Source organism: Streptomyces akebiae, from assembly GCF_019599145.1.
Taxonomy (GTDB): domain Bacteria; phylum Actinomycetota; class Actinomycetes; order Streptomycetales; family Streptomycetaceae; genus Streptomyces; species Streptomyces akebiae.
Genome location: NZ_CP080647.1, coordinates 2790713 through 2808467, shown reverse-complemented (window position 1 = coordinate 2808467; position 17755 = coordinate 2790713). Strand labels below are relative to the sequence as shown.

The following is a 17755-nucleotide window of genomic DNA, read 5'->3' as shown; positions in this document are numbered from 1 at the left end:
ACACGCGTGCCGAGTTCTGACCTGCCGGGCCTCAGCTGATCGGACGCCCGTAGGCCCGCAACGTACGCAGCGCCTCGATCGTCACGATCGGGCGGCTCTCCATGGCCGTGCTCGGGGCCCACTGCCGCCAGCGGATCGGCCAGCCGCCGTCCTCCGTCTGCTCACTCGCCAGGAAATCGAGGGAACGGGACATCTCCTCGTCGGTGAACCACGCGCGCGCGAGGGACTCCGGGGTGCGCGCGAAGTCGTGCGGGTAGTGGTGCTCGCCCGGTGCGTAACCGGCCGACACCGGGAAGTCGTTCGGTCGCTCCGGATCCAGCGCGGCGAGCCGGTGCTCGCGCACCAGGCGGCCCAGCCGGTCGGCTGCCGCCCGCGCGCGGGGGCGGTCCGGCACCGACTCCAGGAACGCTACGGCGGCATGGACCTCGTAGGGGTGCGACTTCTCCAGGGACTCGACCGCCTGCCAGCAGAAGTCCGTGGCCCGGAACAACCACGCGTGCCACACCTGGTTGCGGTGCAGCAGGCCCACCACGGGCCCGGTGGCCAGCAGGTCACTGGGCGGGTCGTCGACGATCGGCACGAACGGGGCCGCCGGATAGCCGCGCTGGCTGGGGTGCACCGCGGGGAGCGCGCCGTCCGGTGTCGACACCGAGGTCAGATAGCGGCACACGCGCTCCACCCGCTGTCCGCCGCAGCGCCCGATCGAATCCAGGACACGCAGCGCGTGCCCGGTGTGCAGCGGCTGGCTCACGGGTCCGCGCAGATCGGGTTCGAGCGCGTGTCCGTACCCCTCGTCGGCATTGCGGTAGGCGGCCAGCGCGGTCTCCACCGCGTCGGCGCCCCCCTCCAGGAAGTGGTAGGCGAAGCGGCGCTGCTCCAGCACGCGCGCGGTCAGCCAGATGAACTGCTCGGCGCGAGCCAGCGGGGTGTGCGCCGGGGACGACGAGGGGAGTGGGGATGCTCCGGTTTCGGACATGGCTCCGACCGTAGGGCGGAAAGCGGTATCGGAAAGCCGTCCCGCGAAGGCCCACCCCCTGGGGCGGGATACTGGACTCATGCGGTTGACGGTCTTCTGGCAGCGGATGGCGGAGCACTTCGGTGCGGGGTACGCCGACACCTTCGCGCGCGATCATGTGATGTCCGACCTCGGCGGACGCACGGTCCACGAGGCGCTGGACGCGGGCTGGGAGGCCAAGGACGTGTGGCGCGTGGTGTGCGCGACCATGGGCGTTCCGGCCGAAAACCGCTGAAAAGCCCGGGACTTCACCACGCTGACGTCGGTCGTCGTACCGGAGGATCCGGGGGCGGCGACTGACTGTCGGTGGCGTGGGCGAGACTTGGTGCGTGGCCCCCACAGACGAGACCGCGAGGTCCCAGCAGCAGGCTCCCCCGTCCGGCACGACATCCCCCACCGGCCCTCCGGCCGGCCCGGGACCCGGTGTCGCGCCGAGCGCCCGTATGCCGCGCTGGCTGCCGCGCGCGATGGTGCTCGCGCTCTCCCTCGTCGCCGTCTTCCAGCTGGGCAGCTGGGCGTTCCATCAGCTCATCGGACTGCTGGTCAACATCCTCATCGCCTTCTTCCTGGCGCTCGCGATCGAGCCCGCGGTGAGCTGGATGGCCTCGAAGGGGCTGCGCAGGGGCTTCGCCACCTTCCTGGTCTTCCTGATCACACTGATCGGGGCCGCGGGGTTCGTCACCCTGCTCGGCTCGATGCTCGCCGGCCAGATCATCAAGATGGTCGAGGACTTCCCGGCGTACCTCGACTCCGTCATCAGCTGGATCAACACCACCTTCCACACCGAGCTCAAGCGCGTCGACATCCAGGAGGGGCTGCTCCGCTCCGACTGGCTCCAGAAGTACGTGCAGAACAGCGCCACGGGCGTCCTCGACGTCTCCGCGCAGGTCCTGGGCGGCCTCTTCCAATTGCTGACGATCGCGCTGTTCTCGTTCTACTTCGCCGCCGACGGACCACGACTGCGGCGCGCGCTGTGCTCCGTGCTGCCGCCCGCGAAACAGGCCGAGGTGCTGCGCGCGTGGGAGATCGCCGTGGACAAGACCGGCGGCTACCTCTACTCGCGCGGGCTGATGGCGCTGATCTCCGGCGCGGCGCACTACGTCCTGCTGGAGTACCTCGACGTGCCCTACGCACCCGCGCTCGCGGTCTGGGTCGGCCTGGTCTCGCAGTTCATCCCCACCATCGGCACCTACCTCGCGGGTGCCCTGCCGATGCTGATCGCCTTCACGGTCAACCCGTGGTACGCGCTGTGGGTCCTCGTCTTCGTGGTCCTCTACCAGCAGTTCGAGAACTACGTGCTGCAGCCCAAGCTGACCGCCAAGACCGTGGACATCCACCCGGCCGTCGCCTTCGGGTCGGTCGTCGCGGGTACCGCCCTCCTCGGGGCCATCGGCGCGCTCATCGCCATTCCCGCCATCGCCACCCTGCAGGCCTTTCTCGGGGCGTACGTGAAGCGGTACGACGTCACGGACGACCCCCGGGTGCACGGTCACCGCAGACGTGGCTCACGCAACCCCGTCGCGCGCCTGCGCAGGCGGTTGGAGGAGAAGGCGGACCGGCAGCAGCCGACGAGCCGACCGATGGACGACGCCAGGGACGATGACGGCCCCAAGCGCGGCGCCGGGGCCGAGAGCGGCGCCGGCCCGGAGGGCGGCACTCCGTAGGCGCGGCCTCCCGGGCCGTTTCGCGCTGTTTCGCCGCCACCAGGCGCCACCGGCCCGGGGCCGCCGTGCGAGAAGGTTGCATGGGAACGACAGCAGGAAAGTCCTCCGGATGGCTCGGGGTGTCGCTTGACACTAAAATCGAACATCTATTCTCATGGAGGCTCCGGCGCGGCTGTCGACGGGAGTTCGACAGGGTTTTCGTGGAGAAGTGCCCGAGTTATCCACAGGCCGGGCGGGCGTAGGGCCCCATTGTCAGTGGCAGGCGTTAGCGTCTTTCACGTGAAGCGATCGACTCAAGCAAACCGGGTGGAACCCATGGCAGGAACCGACCGCGAGAAGGCGCTCGACGCCGCGCTCGCACAGATTGAACGACAATTCGGCAAGGGCGCGGTCATGCGCATGGGCGACCGGTCCAAGGAGCCCATCGAGGTCATCCCGACCGGGTCGACCGCGCTCGACGTGGCCCTCGGCGTCGGTGGCCTGCCGCGTGGCCGTGTGGTGGAGGTGTACGGACCGGAGTCCTCCGGTAAGACGACCCTGACGCTGCACGCGGTGGCGAACGCCCAGAAGGCCGGCGGCCAGGTCGCCTTCGTGGACGCCGAGCACGCCCTCGACCCCGAGTACGCGAAGAAGCTCGGCGTCGACATCGACAACCTGATCCTGTCCCAGCCGGACAACGGCGAGCAGGCCCTGGAGATCGTGGACATGCTGGTCCGCTCCGGTGCCCTGGACCTCATCGTCATCGACTCCGTCGCAGCCCTCGTCCCGCGCGCGGAGATCGAGGGCGAGATGGGCGACAGCCACGTCGGTCTGCAGGCCCGGCTGATGAGCCAGGCCCTGCGGAAGATCACCAGCGCGCTCAACCAGTCCAAGACCACCGCCATCTTCATCAACCAGCTCCGCGAGAAGATCGGCGTGATGTTCGGCTCCCCGGAGACCACGACCGGTGGCCGGGCGCTGAAGTTCTACGCCTCGGTGCGACTCGACATCCGCCGCATCGAGACCCTCAAGGACGGCACGGACGCGGTCGGCAACCGCACTCGCGTCAAGGTCGTCAAGAACAAGGTCGCGCCGCCCTTCAAGCAGGCTGAGTTCGACATCCTCTACGGCCAGGGCATCAGCCGTGAGGGTGGTCTGATCGACATGGGCGTGGAGCACGGCTTCGTGCGCAAGGCCGGCGCCTGGTACACGTACGAGGGCGACCAGCTCGGCCAGGGCAAGGAGAACGCCCGTAACTTCCTGAAGGACAACCCCGATCTCGCCAACGAGATCGAGAAGAAGATCAAGGAGAAGCTGGGCGTCGGCGTCCGGCCCGAGGAGCCCACCGCCGAACCGGGCGCGGACGCGGCGGTCTCGGATCCGGCCACCGCGGACGACGCCGCGAAGACGGTGCCCGCTCCGGCTGCCAAGGCCACCAAGACCAGGGCCGCGGCGGCGAAGAGCTAGTCCGTGACGCGCAGAACGGACTGGGGCGAGTACGCGTATCCCAGGGCTTCCGAGAGCCGGGAGCGCGGGGGTATCGACGGGGGGACCGGGGGATTCGGCGCGGAGGGACGCGGGCGCGGGGACGAGGCGTTCCGACCGTACGGCGACGGCGGTGACGGTGACGTCGCACGGCGGGAGGGCGGCTCGCGCTCCGGTGAGGGCGCGGCCGTCGGCAGCCGTCGGCGTGGCGGCGGCACCTCGCGCGGCGCGGGCGGCGACGCACGTGGCCGGCGTGGCGCTCGAAGCGGTCAGCGGCGCGGCTTCGGGGAATCGGGCGACGGCCCGGACGACGGGGGACCACAGGACGGGGGTTCGTCTTTCTCGTCGAGGGCCGAGAAAGGGGAGTCCTCAGGGGACCCGGCTGAGCGGGCGCGCGCGATCTGCCTGCGCCTGCTCACCGGGACCCCGCGCACTCGCAAGCAACTCGCGGACGCCCTGCACAAACGGGAGATTCCCGAGGATGTGGCGGACGAGGTGCTGTCGAGGTTCGAGGAGGTCGGACTGATCAACGACAGCGCGTTCGCCGACGCCTGGGTGGAGTCCCGGCATCACGGTCGGGGCCTGGCGCGACGGGCTCTCGCCAGGGAGCTGCGCACCAAGGGTGTCGACTCGGCACTGATCGACGAGGCCGTCTCCCAGCTCGACTCGGAGCAGGAGGAGACCACCGCGCGCGAGCTCGTCGCGCGCAAGCTGCGCGCCACTCGCGGCCTCGATCGCGACAAACGCCTCCGTCGCCTCGCCGGCATGCTCGCTCGCAAGGGCTACCCCGAGGGAATGGCCCTCCGAGTGGTCCGGCAGGCGCTGGAGGAGGAGGGGGAGGCGACGGAAGGGCTGGAGGACGAGGGGTACTGAGGGCTGGGGATGGAGCGTGGGGGAGCGAGCCGGGGCTGCTCGGGCCCTGGAAGGCTCACCGCCAGCCGGCCCCTGGGCTCACTGCCAGTCAGATGGGCGCTCGACGTGTTCCAGGCGCAGCACCTGTCCCGTGCGGCTGAAGCGGCGGATGCGGGGGAGGGGCGGGTAGTAGGCGTGGACGGAGATCGCGTGCTCCTCGCGGGACTCGTTGAGCACCTCGTGGACATGGTGGCGTCCGAAGGAGCGGCCCTTGCCCGCGGACAACTGCCGCTCGCGGTCGACGCCTTCGGTGAGTTCGAGGGTCTTCCAGCCGTCCGTGGGCAGCCGGGCGGCGAGCGAGTACTCCTTGAGTTCGCCCGCCGCCGTGACGAAGGCGCCCACCGAGTCGGCGTGGTCGTGCCAGCCGGTCCCCGTGCCGGGCGGCCAGCCGATCAGCCAGGCCTCGCTGCCGCCGGGACCTTCGAGCCGTACCCAGGTACGGCCCTCGGGATCGAGCGGGAGGGACGCGATCAGCTCGGCGTCGGCGGCGGTGCGGCGCGCGAAGTCGAGCAGTTCCGCCTGCGTGGGGGCGGAGACGGCCGGAGCGGAGGTAGGGGGAACAACGGGGGACACAGACACGGGTACCGTCCTGAATGTGCGTTCGCTCGGGAGCGCGCGGCCGCATACGGGTGGCGCGCGAAAGAAGAGGGATGCGAAGTCAGCAGGACGGACGACACACGCAGCCCGCGTAGCGGACGAGGTCCATATGGACCCTCCGCCACAGGCGCGTAGAGGTGTCGGTCACGGACCGGAGTACACCACGACCGGGCTGGGCGGTCAACTCACCGTCACTATGTGGACACACAGTGACGGCGGTCGACGAAGGGCGAGGGCGCTACAAGGGCATCTCAACGCGCGCTCGTGGCCGCGTCGCTGGGCTCGGGCTGCCGCTTCGCCCCGCCCAGTGTCGCTTCCGCGGCCGCGTACAGGTCGGCGGGGCGTACGCCGCTCAGGGCCGTGACGAGGTAGCCGTCGGGGCGGACGAGGAGGACGGTGTGGGCACCCGCGCCCGGGTAGGCCTCGGCGACCAGCAACTCGGCGGGCCGCGGCAGGGCTGAGACGGCGGCGGCGAGACGGGGCATGATTCCGGCGCTCATCCAGTGCTTGCGCTCCCACACCCCGGTGCCCGGCGCGATCAGCACGACCAGCAGTGCCCCGCGTCCGAGCCGGTCCCGCAGCGGTACGAAGGAGCCGTCCTCCGCCGTCACCTCCACATCCACGACCTGGGTGCCCGGCGCTGTGTCGACCGGGATCTCCGCAGCGGCGCGCGGAGGCATGAGCGGGGAGTCGGAGTACGCCCCTGGCGCACCCAGTGCCCCGCGCCCCAGGTGCCCGTCGGCCAGCAGCGCGTCGTGGCCCCGGGCCGAGCCGGGGACGTACGACCGCAGCCCCTTGCCGCCGCGCAGCAGGGGCAGCACCTGGTCGGCGGCGCGCAGCCGGGCGGCGACGACCGCGCGCCGTTCCGTCTGGTAGCTGTCGAGGAGGGTCTCGTGGGGGCCGTGGTGCCAGGCCAGGGCCAGCTTCCAGGCGAGGTTGTCGGCGTCCCGCAGGCCCTCGTCGAGACCCTGGGTGCCGAGCGCCCCGAGCAGGTGCGCGGCATCCCCGGCGAGGAAGACCCGGCCCACCCGCCACCGCCGGGCGAGCCGGTGGTGCACGGTGTGGACGCCGGTGTCCAGCAGGTCGTACGGCGGTGTCGAGCCGCCCGTCCAGCCGGCGAGGGTCTCGCGGACGCGGGCCACGAGGAGCTCGGGCGTCACGAGGTCCTTGCCCGGGGGCAGGAGCCAGTCGAGGCGCCAGACACCCTCGTCGAGGGGCCGTGCGGTGATCTCCCCGCCGGACGGGCCCGCCGTGCGCCACGGTGGCATGCGGTGCAGCAACGCTTCGCCCGGCCAGGGGAGTTCCGCGCGGAGTGCCGCCACCGCGTGACGTTCCACCGCCGTCCGGCCGGGGAAGCGGATGTCCTGGAGCTTGCGGACCGTCGAGCGGGGGCCGTCGCACCCCACCAGGTAACTGCCGCGCCACCAGGTGCTCTTGGGGCCGCGGGTGTGGGCCGTGACGCCGGACTTCTCCTGCTCCAGCGCGTCGAGCCGGCTCTCCACGGCGATCTTGACGAGCCGTTCGCCGGCGATGGCCTCGCGCAGGGCGGAGGTCAGGACGTGCTGGGCGATGTGGAGCGGGGGGAACTCGGTGGAACCTTCCACGACGGCGTCGTGGCCACCGCGGGCACCCTTCGCGCCCACCCCGGGGGAGAGGTCCGGCTCCTCGAAGCCGGCTTCCACGAACCGGACCTGACGCATCACCTGCTTGCGTCGCATCGACCGCCATCCGGCCCAACGGAAGCCCACCCGGGAGAGGGGGGCGCCGGACAACCGTTCCAGCAGGGCGGCGGTGTCCTCGTTCAGGACCACCGTCCGCGCGAGCCGTTGCTCGTCCTTCCCCGGTCCCTCGTCGAGGACCACGGACGGCACCTCCTGGCGCGCCAGCGCCAGGGCGAGCGTGAGCCCCACGGGCCCCGCACCGACGATGATCACCGGATCCACGGCGCGGTGCCCCCTGCCCGACGTGACGTCCCGGCGGACGTGGGTGAACAGGAAGTTGGAGCAGGGTGCACGATCACAGAACGTATGCAACCCATTGCCGGTGCTTGCGTCAAGTGACGGAGGGCAGTGGCGATCATGCCACTGCCCTCCGGGGGAGCGATTCGGGTGGCACCCGGGGCGGACGCCACCTGATCAATCGTCAGGGGCCTTGCTTCTGAATGTAGGTGCCGAGGCCGGGCACGCCGCCGCCTTCCCCACCGGTGGCCGTCGTACCTCCGACCGCTGCCGCCGGAATCACCGCACCGGTCGACTTCTTGCCCCGCCGCAGCCTGCCCTCCAGCCAGCTCGCGAAGGTGGTGATGATGAAGTTCAGGACGATGTAGATGATCGCCACCACGATGAAGCTGGGGACGACGTTGGCGTAGAACGCCGCGAGCGTCTGGCGTGAGTTCAGCAGTTCGGTGAACCCCAGCATCACGCCGCCGAGCGCGGTGTCCTTCACGATCACCACGAGCTGGCTGACGATGGCCGGCAGCATCACGGTGACAGCCTGCGGCAGCAGGATGGTGCCCATCGTCTGGCCCTTGCGCAGACCGATCGCCTGGGCGGCCTCCGTCTGCCCCTTGGGGAGGGCGAGGATGCCGGCGCGTACGACCTCGGCGAGGACCGAGGCGTTGTAGAGCACCAGGCCGGTGACGACCGCGTAGAGCGGCCGGTCCTCACTGCTGATGTCCGTGGAGCGGACATACACCTCGTTGGCGAACAGCATCAGCAGCAGCACGGGGATGGCGCGGAAGAACTCGACCACGGTGCCGGCCACTCCCCGGACCCACCGGTGATCGGACAGCCGGGCGATGCCGAAGAGCGCGCCCAGCGGGAGGGCGATCACCATGGCGAGCCCCGCGGCCTTGAGCGTGTCGGCAAGCCCCGGCAACAGATAGGTGGTCCAGATCTCGGACGTGGTGAACGGCTCCCAGAGCTTCCACTCCAGCTGGTTCTTGTCGTCCATCGTCCGCCACACCCACCACAGGAGCAGGGCGAGCAGGACGAAGAAGACCACCGTCAGGATCGCGTTGCGCCGCTTGGCCCGGGGGCCAGGAGCGTCGTAGAGGACGGAACTCATCGCTTCACCGCCAGGCGCTTGCTCAGCCAGCCGAGGATCAGGCCGGTGGGCAGGGTCAGTACTACGAATCCGAAGGCAAAGATCGCGCCGATGAGCAGCGTCTGCGCCTCCTTCTCGATCATGCCCTTCATGAGGTAGGCGGCCTCGGCCACACCGATCGCGGCCGCCACGGTCGTGTTCTTCGTGAGCGCGATCAGCACGTTGGCCAGCGGGCCGATGACCGCCCGGAACGCCTGCGGCAGCACGATGAGGCTGAGGACCTGGGTGAAGCTCAGCCCGATGGCGCGGGCCGCCTCGGCCTGGCCGACGGGCACCGTGTTGATGCCGGAGCGCAGCGCCTCGCAGACGAAGGCCGCGGTGTAGGCGACGAACCCGAGGATGGCGAGTCGGAAGCCCTGAAGCTTGAAGTCGTCGGGTGCGCCCATCGTCATGCCGAAGATGTCGGCGAGCCCGAGAGAGGTGAAGACGATGATGACGGTCAGCGGGATGTTCCGCACGAGGTTCACATAGGCGGTGCCGAAGCCGCGCATCAGCGGGACCGGACTGACGCGCATGGCGGCCAGCAGGGTGCCCCAGATCAGAGAGCCGATGGCTGAGAGGACGGTGAGTTTGACCGTCATCCAGAACGCACCCAAGAAGCTCGGGTCGTTGTAGTTTGAAAGGAAGTCGAACACTGTCTCCCGCGCTTCCGGGTGTGTGGCGTACGAGGCAGGCGCAGCGCGCCGCCGCCTCTACCGCGCTCTGCGGCGGGCGGCGGCGCGACTACGAGACCCGCGCTGGGTGCGGGTACCCGCTTACTTGACGATGTCGCCGATCTTCGGGGCGGGCTCGTTCTTGTAGTCGGCCGGGCCGAAGTTCTCCTTGACCGCGGTCTCCCAGGCGCCGTCGCTGACCATCTTCTCCAGGGCGGCGTTGATCTTGTCCACGGTCGCGGTGTCGCCCTTCTTGACACCGATGCCGTAGTTCTCGTTGCTGAGCTTCAGGCCCGCGAGCTTGAACTGACCCTTGTAGTTCTCCTGCGAGGCGAAGCCCGCGAGGATCGAGTCGTCGGTGGTGACCGCGTCCACGGCACCGCTCTGCAGGCCGGCGATGCACTCCGAGTAGCCGCCGTACTCCTTCAGTTGCGCGTCCGGGGCGATGTCCTTCTTGACGTTCTCCGCCGAGGTGGAACCGGTGACGGAGCAGAGCTTCTTGCCGTTGAGGTCCGTGCCCTCGGCGATGTCCGAGTCGGCCTTGACCAGCAGGTCCTGGTGGGCCAGCAGGTAGGGGCCGGCGAAGTCGACGAGCTTCGCGCGCTCGTCGTTGATCGAGTAGGTGGCCGCGATGAACTTGACGTCGCCGCGGGCCAGCGCGTTCTCGCGGTCGGCGCTCTTGGTCTCGACGAACTCGATCTGGTCGGGCTCGTAGCCGAGTTCCTTGGCCACGTAGGTCGCCACGTCGACGTCGAAGCCGGTGAACTTGCCGTCCGACTCCTTCAGACCGAGACCGGGCTGGTCGTACTTGATACCGACCTTGATCTTGCCGCCGCCGCTGGAACCGGAGTCGGAGCCGTTGTCGTTGCCGTTGCTGTCGTCGCCACCGCACGCGGTGGCCGTGAGGGCGAGGACGAGGGCGGCTGCTGCTGCGGCGGAGGCCTTGCGGAGCTTCATGGTGAACATCCTTTGCGTGGTGAAGAGATGCGGACCGTCATGGTGCGGGTGCCGGGGCCGGAGAAGGCGTCGGCAGGGCCGTCAGTGGTGCAGGATCTTCGACAGGAAGTCCTTGGCCCGGTCGCTGCGGGGGTTGCTGAAGAACTGGTCCGGCACAGCCTCTTCGACGATGCGGCCGTCCGCCATGAAGACCACCCGGTTGGCGGCCGAACGGGCGAAGCCCATCTCGTGGGTGACCACGACCATGGTCATGCCGTCGCGAGCCAGTTGCTGCATGACTTCCAGGACCTCGTTGATCATCTCGGGGTCGAGTGCCGAGGTCGGCTCGTCGAAGAGCATGACCTTGGGGTCCATGGCCAGCGCCCGCGCGATCGCGACACGCTGCTGCTGACCTCCCGAGAGCTGCGCGGGGTACTTGTCCGCCTGGGTACCCACGCCGACCCGGTCGAGAAGGTTCCGCGCCTTCTCCTCGGCCTGCTTCTTGTCGGTCTTGCGGACCTTGAGTTGCCCCAGCATCACGTTCTCGAGCACGGTCTTGTGCGCGAAGAGATTGAACGACTGGAACACCATGCCGACGTCAGCCCGCAGTCGTGCGAGCGCCTTGCCCTCCGCGGGCAGCGGCTTGCCGTCGATCGAGATGTCGCCGGAGTCGATCGACTCCAGCCGGTTGATGGTGCGGCACAGGGTGGACTTACCGGACCCGGAGGGTCCGATCACCACGACGACCTCGCCCCTGGTGATCGTCAGATCGATGTCCTGGAGTACGTGCAACGCGCCGAAGTGCTTGTTGACGCTCTTCAGGACGACCAGGTCGTCGGCCGCGGGCACCGCGTCCTTGACCACCGAAACTTCGGTCATCGCTTTGGGCTCCGTCTTCCTCGGTTTCGGAGGACAGTAGTGACCGGCGACGACCAGCGTCATTACATCTGAGCGAGAATTGAGCATAACGATCTGGTAGCCGGACGGACACTGCACGTGACGGCCCCGTGCGAGGTATTTCGGCTGGATAACGGAACCCGCTCGGAACCCGTACGGCCTTGACGGCGTCCTCACTCATCAGTGTGACTGCGAGGGAGCCGATACGCGCGTGCCCGGGATGCGAATCCGCGTAATGTGTGCCAGCCGAGACGCACACATGACCGAAACGCATGACCCGCCGAGCAGGAAGGGGCCGGAATGAGGCTGCTCCTCGTCGAGGACGACAACCACGTCGCCGCCGCGCTGTCCGCGGTCCTGGCCCGGCACGGCTTCGACGTCACCCACGCCCGCAGCGGCGAGGAGGCCCTCCAGGCGCTGGTGCCGGAGGGCAACGGCTACGGGGTCGTCCTGCTCGACCTCGGCCTGCCCGACCAGGACGGATACGAGGTCTGCGGCAAGATCCGCAAGCGCACCAGCACCCCGGTGATCATGGTGACGGCCCGCTCCGACGTACGGTCCCGGATCCACGGGCTCAACCTGGGCGCCGACGACTACGTGGTCAAGCCCTACGACACCGGCGAGTTGCTCGCCCGTATCCACGCCGTCGCCCGCCGGCGGGCCCCCGACGGGGCCGCGGCCCCCGGCGGCAGCGGGCTGCGACTGGGGTCCGTGCTCATCGAGCTGCCCACCCGGCAGGTCAGCGTGGACGGCTCGGTCGTCCAGCTGACCCGCAAGGAGTTCGATCTGCTCGCGCTGCTGGCTCAGCGGCCCGGGGTCGTCTTCCGCCGGGAACAGATCATCAGCGAGGTGTGGCGGACCAGTTGGGAAGGGACCGGCCGCACCCTCGAAGTGCACGTGGCCTCCCTGCGGTCCAAGCTGCGGATGCCCGCCCTGATCGAGACGGTGCGCGGGGTCGGCTACCGGCTGGTCGCCCCGACGCCGTAGCGTGCCCGCGTGCGCACTCGTCTTCTTCCGCTGCTCATCGTCCTGATGGCCGCCGTGCTGCTGGCCCTCGGCATCCCGCTGGCGGTGAGCCTCGCGGCGGCGCGCCAGCAGGAGGTGGTCGTCGACCGCATCGACGACACGGCACGCTTCGCGGCCCTCGCCCAGTTCGTCACCGAACGCCCGAGCGGATCCCGCGTGGACACCACGGACGGCCGCGGCGAGACCCTCCAACGGGAGCTGGAGCAGTACTACCGGGTGTACGGCATCAAGGCCGGCGTCTTCTACCGGGAGAAGAGCCAGTCGGCCATGGCCAACGCCCCCCAGGAGTGGGGCCGGCCCACCGAGGGAGAGGGGCTGGCCGCCTTCGAGGAAGCGCTGCTGGGGCGCCGTCCGCACGACCCGAAACAGGTGTGGCCCTGGCAGGAGGGCCGACTCGTCGTCGCGTCCCCCGTCATCCACGACGGCGACGTCGTCGCGGCCGTCGTCACCGACTCGCCCACCGACCAGATGCGCTCGAAGATCCTGCGCGGCTGGCTGATCATCGCCGCGGGCGAGAGCGCCGCGATGCTCCTCGCCGTCGGCGCCGCGCTGCGGCTGACGGGATGGGTCCTCAAGCCCGTCCGTGTCCTCGACGTCACCACCCACGCCATCGCCTCCGGGCGTCTGAAGTCACGGGTCGCGGTGGCCAGCGGTCCGCCCGAACTGAGGCGGCTGGCACGGTCGTTCAACGAGATGGCCGACAACGTCGAGGACGTGTTGGAGCAACAGCGCGCCTTCGTCGCCGACGCCTCGCACCAACTCCGCAACCCGCTGGCCGCGTTGCTGCTCCGCATCGACCTCCTCGCGCTCGAACTGCCCGAGGGCAACGAGGAGATCGCCTCCGTGCGCACCGAGGGCAAGCGGCTCGCGTCGGTCCTCGACGATCTGCTCGATCTGGCGCTCGCCGAGCACGCGGAGTCCGATCTGCGGCTCATCGACGTGGGTGAGCTGACCGCCGAGCGCGTCGCGTCCTGGTCGCCGCTGGCCGACGACAAGGGGGTGGCGCTGGCCGGCACCTGCCCGGCCACCACCGCCTGGGCCGATCCCATCGCCCTGTCCAGCGCCCTGGACGCGGTGATCGACAACGCGCTGAAGTTCACGCCCGCCGGGGAGCGGGTCGAGGTCAGGGTCAGCTCGAACGGCGAGACCTCCACGGTCGTCGTCACCGACGGCGGGCCCGGCCTCAGCGACGAGGAGCTGGAACGCGTCGGCGACCGCTTCTGGCGCAGCACCGCCCACCAGAACATCAAGGGTTCGGGGCTCGGCCTCTCCATCTCCCGGGCGCTGATCGCGGCGGGGGGCGGCTCCATCGCCTACGCCCACCACGAGCCGCACGGGCTGCGGGTCACGGTGACGGTGCCCCGGTCGCGTCCGCCGGCCTGAGGGTCCGAGCAGCAGCAGCGAGAGGCCGCCGGGAAAGGCCCCTCCGGGCCACTGAGAAGGCTCTGCCGACCGCTGAGACGGCTCCTCCGGGCCTGCTGGAAGGCACCGCCAGTGGGCCGAGGAGGCCCTCCCGGTCGCTGAGGAGGCCTCCGGGGCTACGGCTTGACCGACCGGTAGTACGCCCTCGCGCCCTGGTGCAGCCGCAGCGGGTCCGTGTAGATCGCGGTGCGCAGATCCACCACCTGAGCCGCGTGGACGTGCTGGCCGATGTTGTCCCGGCTCTTGAGGACGACGCGGGTCAGCCATTCGGTGAGCCGGGGGTCCATGTCCGCGCGGGTGATGAGCAGGTTCGCCACGGTGAGGGTGGGCACCGGGCCCGTGAGGACGGCCGGGTAGGCGTCGGCCGGCATGACGGATGCCCGGTAGTGGCTGAAGACCCCGCCCTGGTCGTGCAGCTTCGTCACCAGGTCGCTGCGGATCGGGACGAAGCGGAAGTCGTACCGCTCCTTCTCCGCGAGGTCCGTCAGCCCCTTCGTGGGCAGGCCGCCCGACCAGAAGAAGGCGTCGATCTTTCCGGTGCGCAGGGCGTCGGGGCTCGTGCCGATGGTGTCGCGCCGGGCGTCTATGTCCTTGTCGATGTCCAGCCCGTCCGCCGCCAGCAGACGTTCGGCGATCAGCCGGACGCCTGAGCCCTCGGGGCCGACGGCGACCCGCTTGCCCCTCAGCTCCGAGACGTTCTGGATCGTCGAGTCGGCCGGGACCACCAGCTGTATGTAGTCGTCGTACAGCCGGGCCACGCCCCGCAGCTTCCCGGCGCCGGGCTGGTCCTCGTCGATGTACGTCTGGACGGCGTCGGCCGCGGCGATGGCGAAGTCGGCCTGCCCGGTGGCCACCCGGCGGACGTTCGTCTGGGAGCCGTTGCTCGGCATGAGCTGGACCCGCAGCCCCGGCATGTCCCCGGCGAGCGCGTTCCGCAGCCGGCTGCCGTACTCCTGGTAGACGCCCCGCTCGGCTCCCGTGGTCACCGTGATCGTCCCGCTCGGCGGCTTCTCGTTGGGCCACAACCACCACGCGAGCAGCCCGAGGACCACCAGCGAAGCCACCGAGCCCAGCAGCGCGTGCCGCCTGCCGATGCGTGGGAGTACCTGGACCATGCGACGAAATCCTGCCAGGTCAGCGAGCGGGCGGCCAGGGTCGGACCCATCCGGTGCGAGCTCGTGACCTCGGCGACGCCGGACCCGCACGGGGGTGGGTCCGGCGGCCGGGGCACACAGCGTGGTCAGCGGCCGGTGGCCACCGGCCGTGGTCAGCGACCGGTGGCCACCGCGGTGCGCAGGCGCTCCAGCTCTCCGTACATGACCTCGCCCGGGCACTCGGTCGCCATCCAGTCCCGGTGGCCGCTGATCTCCGCGACCTCCTTCTGGGTGCCGTTGACCGGGTTGGTGTAGGTCACGCGGGCCTGCGGGTCGACGCCGTGCTGGCGGACCAGGACCTTCACCAGCCGGGTCAGCGAGGCGCGGGCGGCCTCCTTGGGGCCCTGCTCGGTGAAGGTGCCCAGCAGGGCGATGCCGAGGTTGCCGGAGTTGAAGCCGCCGACGTGGAAGGCGGTCACCACCTTGCCGTCGGCATCGTGCGCGGGCAGGCCGTCCTCGCCGGAGTAGCGGCCCTCGTAGATACGGCCCTCCTCGTCGATGAGGAAGTGGTAGCCGATGTCGCCCCAGTCGTTGGTGACGGCGTGCAGCTGGTAGATCGCGCGGACCGTCGCGGCCGGGTCCGGGTCGTCGTTGGTCATGGCCGTGTGGTGCACGGTGATCGTCTGGAACGGGTAGAACGCGGTCGGGCTGTTCTCCGTGCCGTCCGCCTTGAACCGCAGCGACTCGTCGGCGCCCCAGGCGGCGCGCGTGAGGTACTGCACGCCCCGCACACGGGTCGGGTCGGACGGGACGGCCACCTTGCGGTCCGGGCCGTGCAGGGTGTCGAGCGCGAGCGAGCGCAGCCCGGTGGCGCCGTCGGGCGCCTTGAGCTCGTATCCGGCCGCCTGATCGGCCGCGAGCAGCACGCCGCCGCCGTTGGCCAGGGAGCAGCCGCCGTCGCCGAGAGGCTGCCACGTGCCCTGTCCGCCGTCGGCGGCCCGCAGCCGGATGCCGCCGCCGGTGGTCTCGTCGGTGCCGCCCCAGCGCACGCCCACGTAACCGATGGGGAAGGCCGCCTCGACGGGCGCTTCGCCGGTGGCGGCCTCGCTGCGGGTCTTCGGGAAGGTCTCGGTCGTCGTGCCGGCGGCCGATCCCTCGGCGCCGGTGTCCGAGGACGCCGCGGTGCCGGAGTCGCCGGTCGTGGCCATCACCGTCGGCGTGATCACGGCGCCGGCGGCGACCGCGCCGGCCGCGCCGATCACCGTACGGCGGGTCACCCGGGACGTGGCCCGGTGGCTGGGGGAGGTGGGGGGAACGCTCACGATGGTCCTCAATCGCTCGGGGTGGTACGTGAAGACTCAACGAAGCGTACGGAGTGGAGTCATCGGTTCCGCCACCGCCCCCCTGTGCTGACGTAGCGTCAAACGTCCGTGACGGAGGCGGACTTGGGCGTCATGACCGTACGAGACGGACAGAACTGTCCGCGTGGGGAGGCCGGTCGGTAGGGTCGACGGATGAGTTCCTCTCCCGCTCGCCTGGTCCGTGAGTTCCACCGGGCTTTCGGACTCGACGTCCGCAGCACCCCCACCGAGGTCTCGCCGGAGCTGGCCGCCCACCGGGGCGAGTTGCTGGCCGAGGAGGCCGCCGAGGTCGCCGAGGTGGCGGTCGACGGGCCGCTCGACCGGCTGGCCCACGAACTGGCCGACGTGGTGTACGTGGCGTACGGCACCGCTCTCGTCCACGGCATCGACCTGGACGCCGTGATCGCCGAGATCCACCGATCGAACATGACCAAGCTGGGCCCCGACGGGCGGGTCGCCCGCCGGGCGGACGGCAAGGTGCTCAAGGGGGACCACTACCAGGCGCCCGACGTGTCCTCGGTGCTGCGGAAGCAGGGCTGGGCGGGCTGAGCCCGCCCAGCCCTGCAGCTGTCCGGCCGGGCGCTCTCCGGGCCGGGGTCACAGGTGCGGCCGGTGGTTCAGAAGCGTCCGGACAGGTACTCGTCCTCCGAACCGTTCGCGACGGTCGTGACGGTGTAGAGGTCGCGGGCCGCGTCGCGTCGGCCCTGGTCGTGGTCGTACTGGACCTTGAAGACATAGGTGCCGGGGTCGAGGGTGACACCCGACTTCAGCGTGATGACGTACCCGATCTGGTCGGCGGTGGCGTTCTGGCCCACGACGACCTTGTCACCCAGGGAGGACCAGGCGCCCGTGCTCGACACACCGCCGGTCTGGACGACACGGACGACGACCTTGAGCGAGGTGATCGGCTTGGTGGACCTGACGGTGACGGTGCTCTGGTCCCAGTACTCGTTCGAGTCGGACTCCACGCTCCCGTCGGCCCACAGATAGCCGGATGTCGCCCCGGAGTCGGTGTTCTGGGTGGTCGTGGACTTCTTCTCCTCGGTGCCGGTCGTGCCGCTCGAGCCCGTCGAGCCCGTCGAGCCCGTCGAGCCGGAGGTGTCGCCCGTGGTGCTGCCCGTGTCGGACCGGGCGCCGGTGTCCGGTGCCGAGTCCGCCGCGCCGCCCGACCCCGCTCCGCCGCTGACCGGGACGTAGACGACCTCGGGGCCGTCCTTGCCCTTGCCCCCGTCCTCGGCCCGGTCCGTCGGCGACGGGTCCACCGCCGCCTTCTTGGTGTCGCCGGGGACGGAGTGCTCGTCGGCCGGTTTGTCGGCCGCCGTGGTCACCTTCTCGGACGGGTCGCCGCTCCAGTCGATGGCGGCCACGGCCGTGGCCGAGCCGGCGATCACCAGGACCGCGGCGGCGGAGCCACCGATCGCCTTCCACACCCGGCGGCCGGGCAGGAAACCGCGGAGCGGGACGCGCGTCCTGCGGGCGAAGAGGTCGGCGAACTCGCCGTCCCTGCGGTCGCTTCGGTCGGGTGAATGCGGCATCGGGTGGTCCTTAGGGGTGGGTCCGTGCGGGTGGGCGCGGGGACGGATGGGTGGGAGGGCGGTCGGTCGGGGCG

At 70.4% G+C, this 17755-nt stretch carries 18 protein-coding genes; 7 read left to right on the top strand and 11 right to left on the bottom strand.

Features of this window, described 5'->3' with window-relative positions; genetic code table 11:
- Nucleotides 1-31: 31 nt before the first annotated feature.
- On the bottom strand, nt 32-976 hold the full coding sequence (locus K1J60_RS12005; RefSeq protein ID WP_220646227.1) for a hypothetical protein: 945 nt from the start codon (nt 974-976) through the stop codon (nt 32-34).
- A 79-nt stretch (nt 977-1055) separates the two neighbouring features.
- Here K1J60_RS12005 and K1J60_RS12000 point away from each other — a divergent pair, with 79 nt between their 5' ends.
- The 4 genes from K1J60_RS12000 to recX all read left to right on the top strand — a co-directional run bounded on the left by K1J60_RS12000 (nt 1056) and on the right by recX (nt 5016).
- The gene (locus tag K1J60_RS12000; protein WP_220646226.1) at nt 1056-1250 is read left to right on the top strand and encodes a DUF3046 domain-containing protein; all 195 of its coding nucleotides are present in this window, start codon (nt 1056-1058) and stop codon (nt 1248-1250) included.
- Nucleotides 1251-1344: 94 nt separating this feature from the next.
- On the top strand, nt 1345-2679 hold the full coding sequence (locus tag K1J60_RS11995) for an AI-2E family transporter (protein WP_220646225.1): 1335 nt from the start codon (nt 1345-1347) through the stop codon (nt 2677-2679).
- A 315-nt stretch (nt 2680-2994) separates the two neighbouring features.
- Nucleotides 2995-4125 (top strand): recombinase RecA, encoded by a 1131-nt coding sequence (recA, locus tag K1J60_RS11990; protein WP_220646224.1) that lies wholly within the window; start codon nt 2995-2997, stop codon nt 4123-4125.
- A gap of 3 nt (nt 4126-4128) precedes the next feature.
- On the top strand, nt 4129-5016 hold the full coding sequence (recX, locus tag K1J60_RS11985) for a recombination regulator RecX (RefSeq protein WP_220646223.1): 888 nt from the start codon (nt 4129-4131) through the stop codon (nt 5014-5016).
- Nucleotides 5017-5094: 78 nt separating this feature from the next.
- On the opposite strand, the gene K1J60_RS11980 is transcribed toward recX, so the two are convergent.
- The 7 genes from K1J60_RS11980 to K1J60_RS11955 all read right to left on the bottom strand — a co-directional run bounded on the left by K1J60_RS11980 (nt 5095) and on the right by K1J60_RS11955 (nt 11225).
- The gene (locus K1J60_RS11980; RefSeq protein ID WP_220646222.1) at nt 5095-5634 is read right to left on the bottom strand and encodes a cupin domain-containing protein; all 540 of its coding nucleotides are present in this window, start codon (nt 5632-5634) and stop codon (nt 5095-5097) included.
- Nucleotides 5635-5713: 79 nt separating this feature from the next.
- Nucleotides 5714-5800, bottom strand: coding sequence for a putative leader peptide (locus K1J60_RS46875; protein WP_316731559.1), 87 nt, complete (start codon nt 5798-5800; stop codon nt 5714-5716).
- A gap of 103 nt (nt 5801-5903) precedes the next feature.
- Nucleotides 5904-7595 carry an FAD-dependent monooxygenase gene (locus K1J60_RS11975; RefSeq protein WP_220646221.1) on the bottom strand — a complete coding sequence of 564 codons (1692 nt, stop codon included), beginning with the start codon at nt 7593-7595 and terminating at the stop codon, nt 5904-5906.
- A gap of 199 nt (nt 7596-7794) precedes the next feature.
- Entirely contained in the window at nt 7795-8718 is a 924-nt protein-coding gene (locus K1J60_RS11970; protein WP_220646220.1) for an amino acid ABC transporter permease, read from the bottom strand.
- On the bottom strand, nt 8715-9392 hold the full coding sequence (locus tag K1J60_RS11965) for an amino acid ABC transporter permease (protein WP_220646219.1): 678 nt from the start codon (nt 9390-9392) through the stop codon (nt 8715-8717). Before K1J60_RS11965 ends, K1J60_RS11970 begins: the two co-directional genes overlap by 4 nt.
- Before the next feature lie 120 nt (nt 9393-9512).
- Nucleotides 9513-10367, bottom strand: coding sequence for a glutamate ABC transporter substrate-binding protein (locus K1J60_RS11960; protein WP_220646218.1), 855 nt, complete (start codon nt 10365-10367; stop codon nt 9513-9515).
- 81 nt (nt 10368-10448) lie between these two features.
- On the bottom strand, nt 10449-11225 hold the full coding sequence (locus tag K1J60_RS11955; RefSeq protein WP_045561136.1) for an amino acid ABC transporter ATP-binding protein: 777 nt from the start codon (nt 11223-11225) through the stop codon (nt 10449-10451).
- A gap of 318 nt (nt 11226-11543) precedes the next feature.
- On the opposite strand from K1J60_RS11955, the gene K1J60_RS11950 reads away from it, so the two are divergent.
- The gene (locus K1J60_RS11950) at nt 11544-12230 is read left to right on the top strand and encodes a response regulator transcription factor (RefSeq protein WP_220646217.1); all 687 of its coding nucleotides are present in this window, start codon (nt 11544-11546) and stop codon (nt 12228-12230) included.
- 9 nt (nt 12231-12239) lie between these two features.
- A complete protein-coding gene (locus tag K1J60_RS11945) occupies nt 12240-13652 on the top strand; it encodes a sensor histidine kinase (protein ID WP_220646216.1) in 1413 nt (470 codons plus the stop codon).
- A 155-nt stretch (nt 13653-13807) separates the two neighbouring features.
- Here K1J60_RS11945 and K1J60_RS11940 read toward each other — a convergent pair whose 3' ends face one another.
- Entirely contained in the window at nt 13808-14806 is a 999-nt protein-coding gene (locus tag K1J60_RS11940; protein ID WP_220646215.1) for a TAXI family TRAP transporter solute-binding subunit, read from the bottom strand.
- A gap of 152 nt (nt 14807-14958) precedes the next feature.
- The gene (locus K1J60_RS11935; protein WP_220646214.1) at nt 14959-16107 is read right to left on the bottom strand and encodes a peptidoglycan recognition protein family protein; all 1149 of its coding nucleotides are present in this window, start codon (nt 16105-16107) and stop codon (nt 14959-14961) included.
- A 192-nt stretch (nt 16108-16299) separates the two neighbouring features.
- On the opposite strand from K1J60_RS11935, the gene K1J60_RS11930 reads away from it, so the two are divergent.
- Nucleotides 16300-16695, top strand: coding sequence for a pyrophosphohydrolase domain-containing protein (locus tag K1J60_RS11930; protein WP_220646213.1), 396 nt, complete (start codon nt 16300-16302; stop codon nt 16693-16695).
- A gap of 68 nt (nt 16696-16763) precedes the next feature.
- Here the strand turns inward: K1J60_RS11930 and K1J60_RS11925 are convergent, their stop codons facing one another.
- A complete protein-coding gene (locus tag K1J60_RS11925) occupies nt 16764-17681 on the bottom strand; it encodes a hypothetical protein (RefSeq protein WP_220646212.1) in 918 nt (305 codons plus the stop codon).
- Between the last annotated feature and the right edge of the window lie 74 nt (nt 17682-17755).

What these genes read in the sequence shown, in the direction of transcription:
- K1J60_RS12005 (WP_220646227.1), bottom strand. Translation starts at nt 976, where the DNA reads ATGTCCGAAACCGGAGCATCCCCACTCCCCTCGTCGTCCCCGGCGCAC.
- K1J60_RS12000 (WP_220646226.1), top strand. Translation starts at nt 1,056, where the DNA reads ATGCGGTTGACGGTCTTCTGGCAGCGGATGGCGGAGCACTTCGGTGCG.
- recA (WP_220646224.1), top strand. Translation starts at nt 2,995, where the DNA reads ATGGCAGGAACCGACCGCGAGAAGGCGCTCGACGCCGCGCTCGCACAG.
- K1J60_RS11970 (WP_220646220.1), bottom strand. Translation starts at nt 8,718, where the DNA reads ATGAGTTCCGTCCTCTACGACGCTCCTGGCCCCCGGGCCAAGCGGCGC.
- K1J60_RS11960 (WP_220646218.1), bottom strand. Translation starts at nt 10,367, where the DNA reads ATGAAGCTCCGCAAGGCCTCCGCCGCAGCAGCAGCCGCCCTCGTCCTC.
- K1J60_RS11955 (WP_045561136.1), bottom strand. Translation starts at nt 11,225, where the DNA reads ATGACCGAAGTTTCGGTGGTCAAGGACGCGGTGCCCGCGGCCGACGAC.
- K1J60_RS11950 (WP_220646217.1), top strand. Translation starts at nt 11,544, where the DNA reads ATGAGGCTGCTCCTCGTCGAGGACGACAACCACGTCGCCGCCGCGCTG.
- K1J60_RS11940 (WP_220646215.1), bottom strand. Translation starts at nt 14,806, where the DNA reads ATGGTCCAGGTACTCCCACGCATCGGCAGGCGGCACGCGCTGCTGGGC.
- K1J60_RS11930 (WP_220646213.1), top strand. Translation starts at nt 16,300, where the DNA reads ATGAGTTCCTCTCCCGCTCGCCTGGTCCGTGAGTTCCACCGGGCTTTC.
- K1J60_RS11925 (WP_220646212.1), bottom strand. Translation starts at nt 17,681, where the DNA reads ATGCCGCATTCACCCGACCGAAGCGACCGCAGGGACGGCGAGTTCGCC.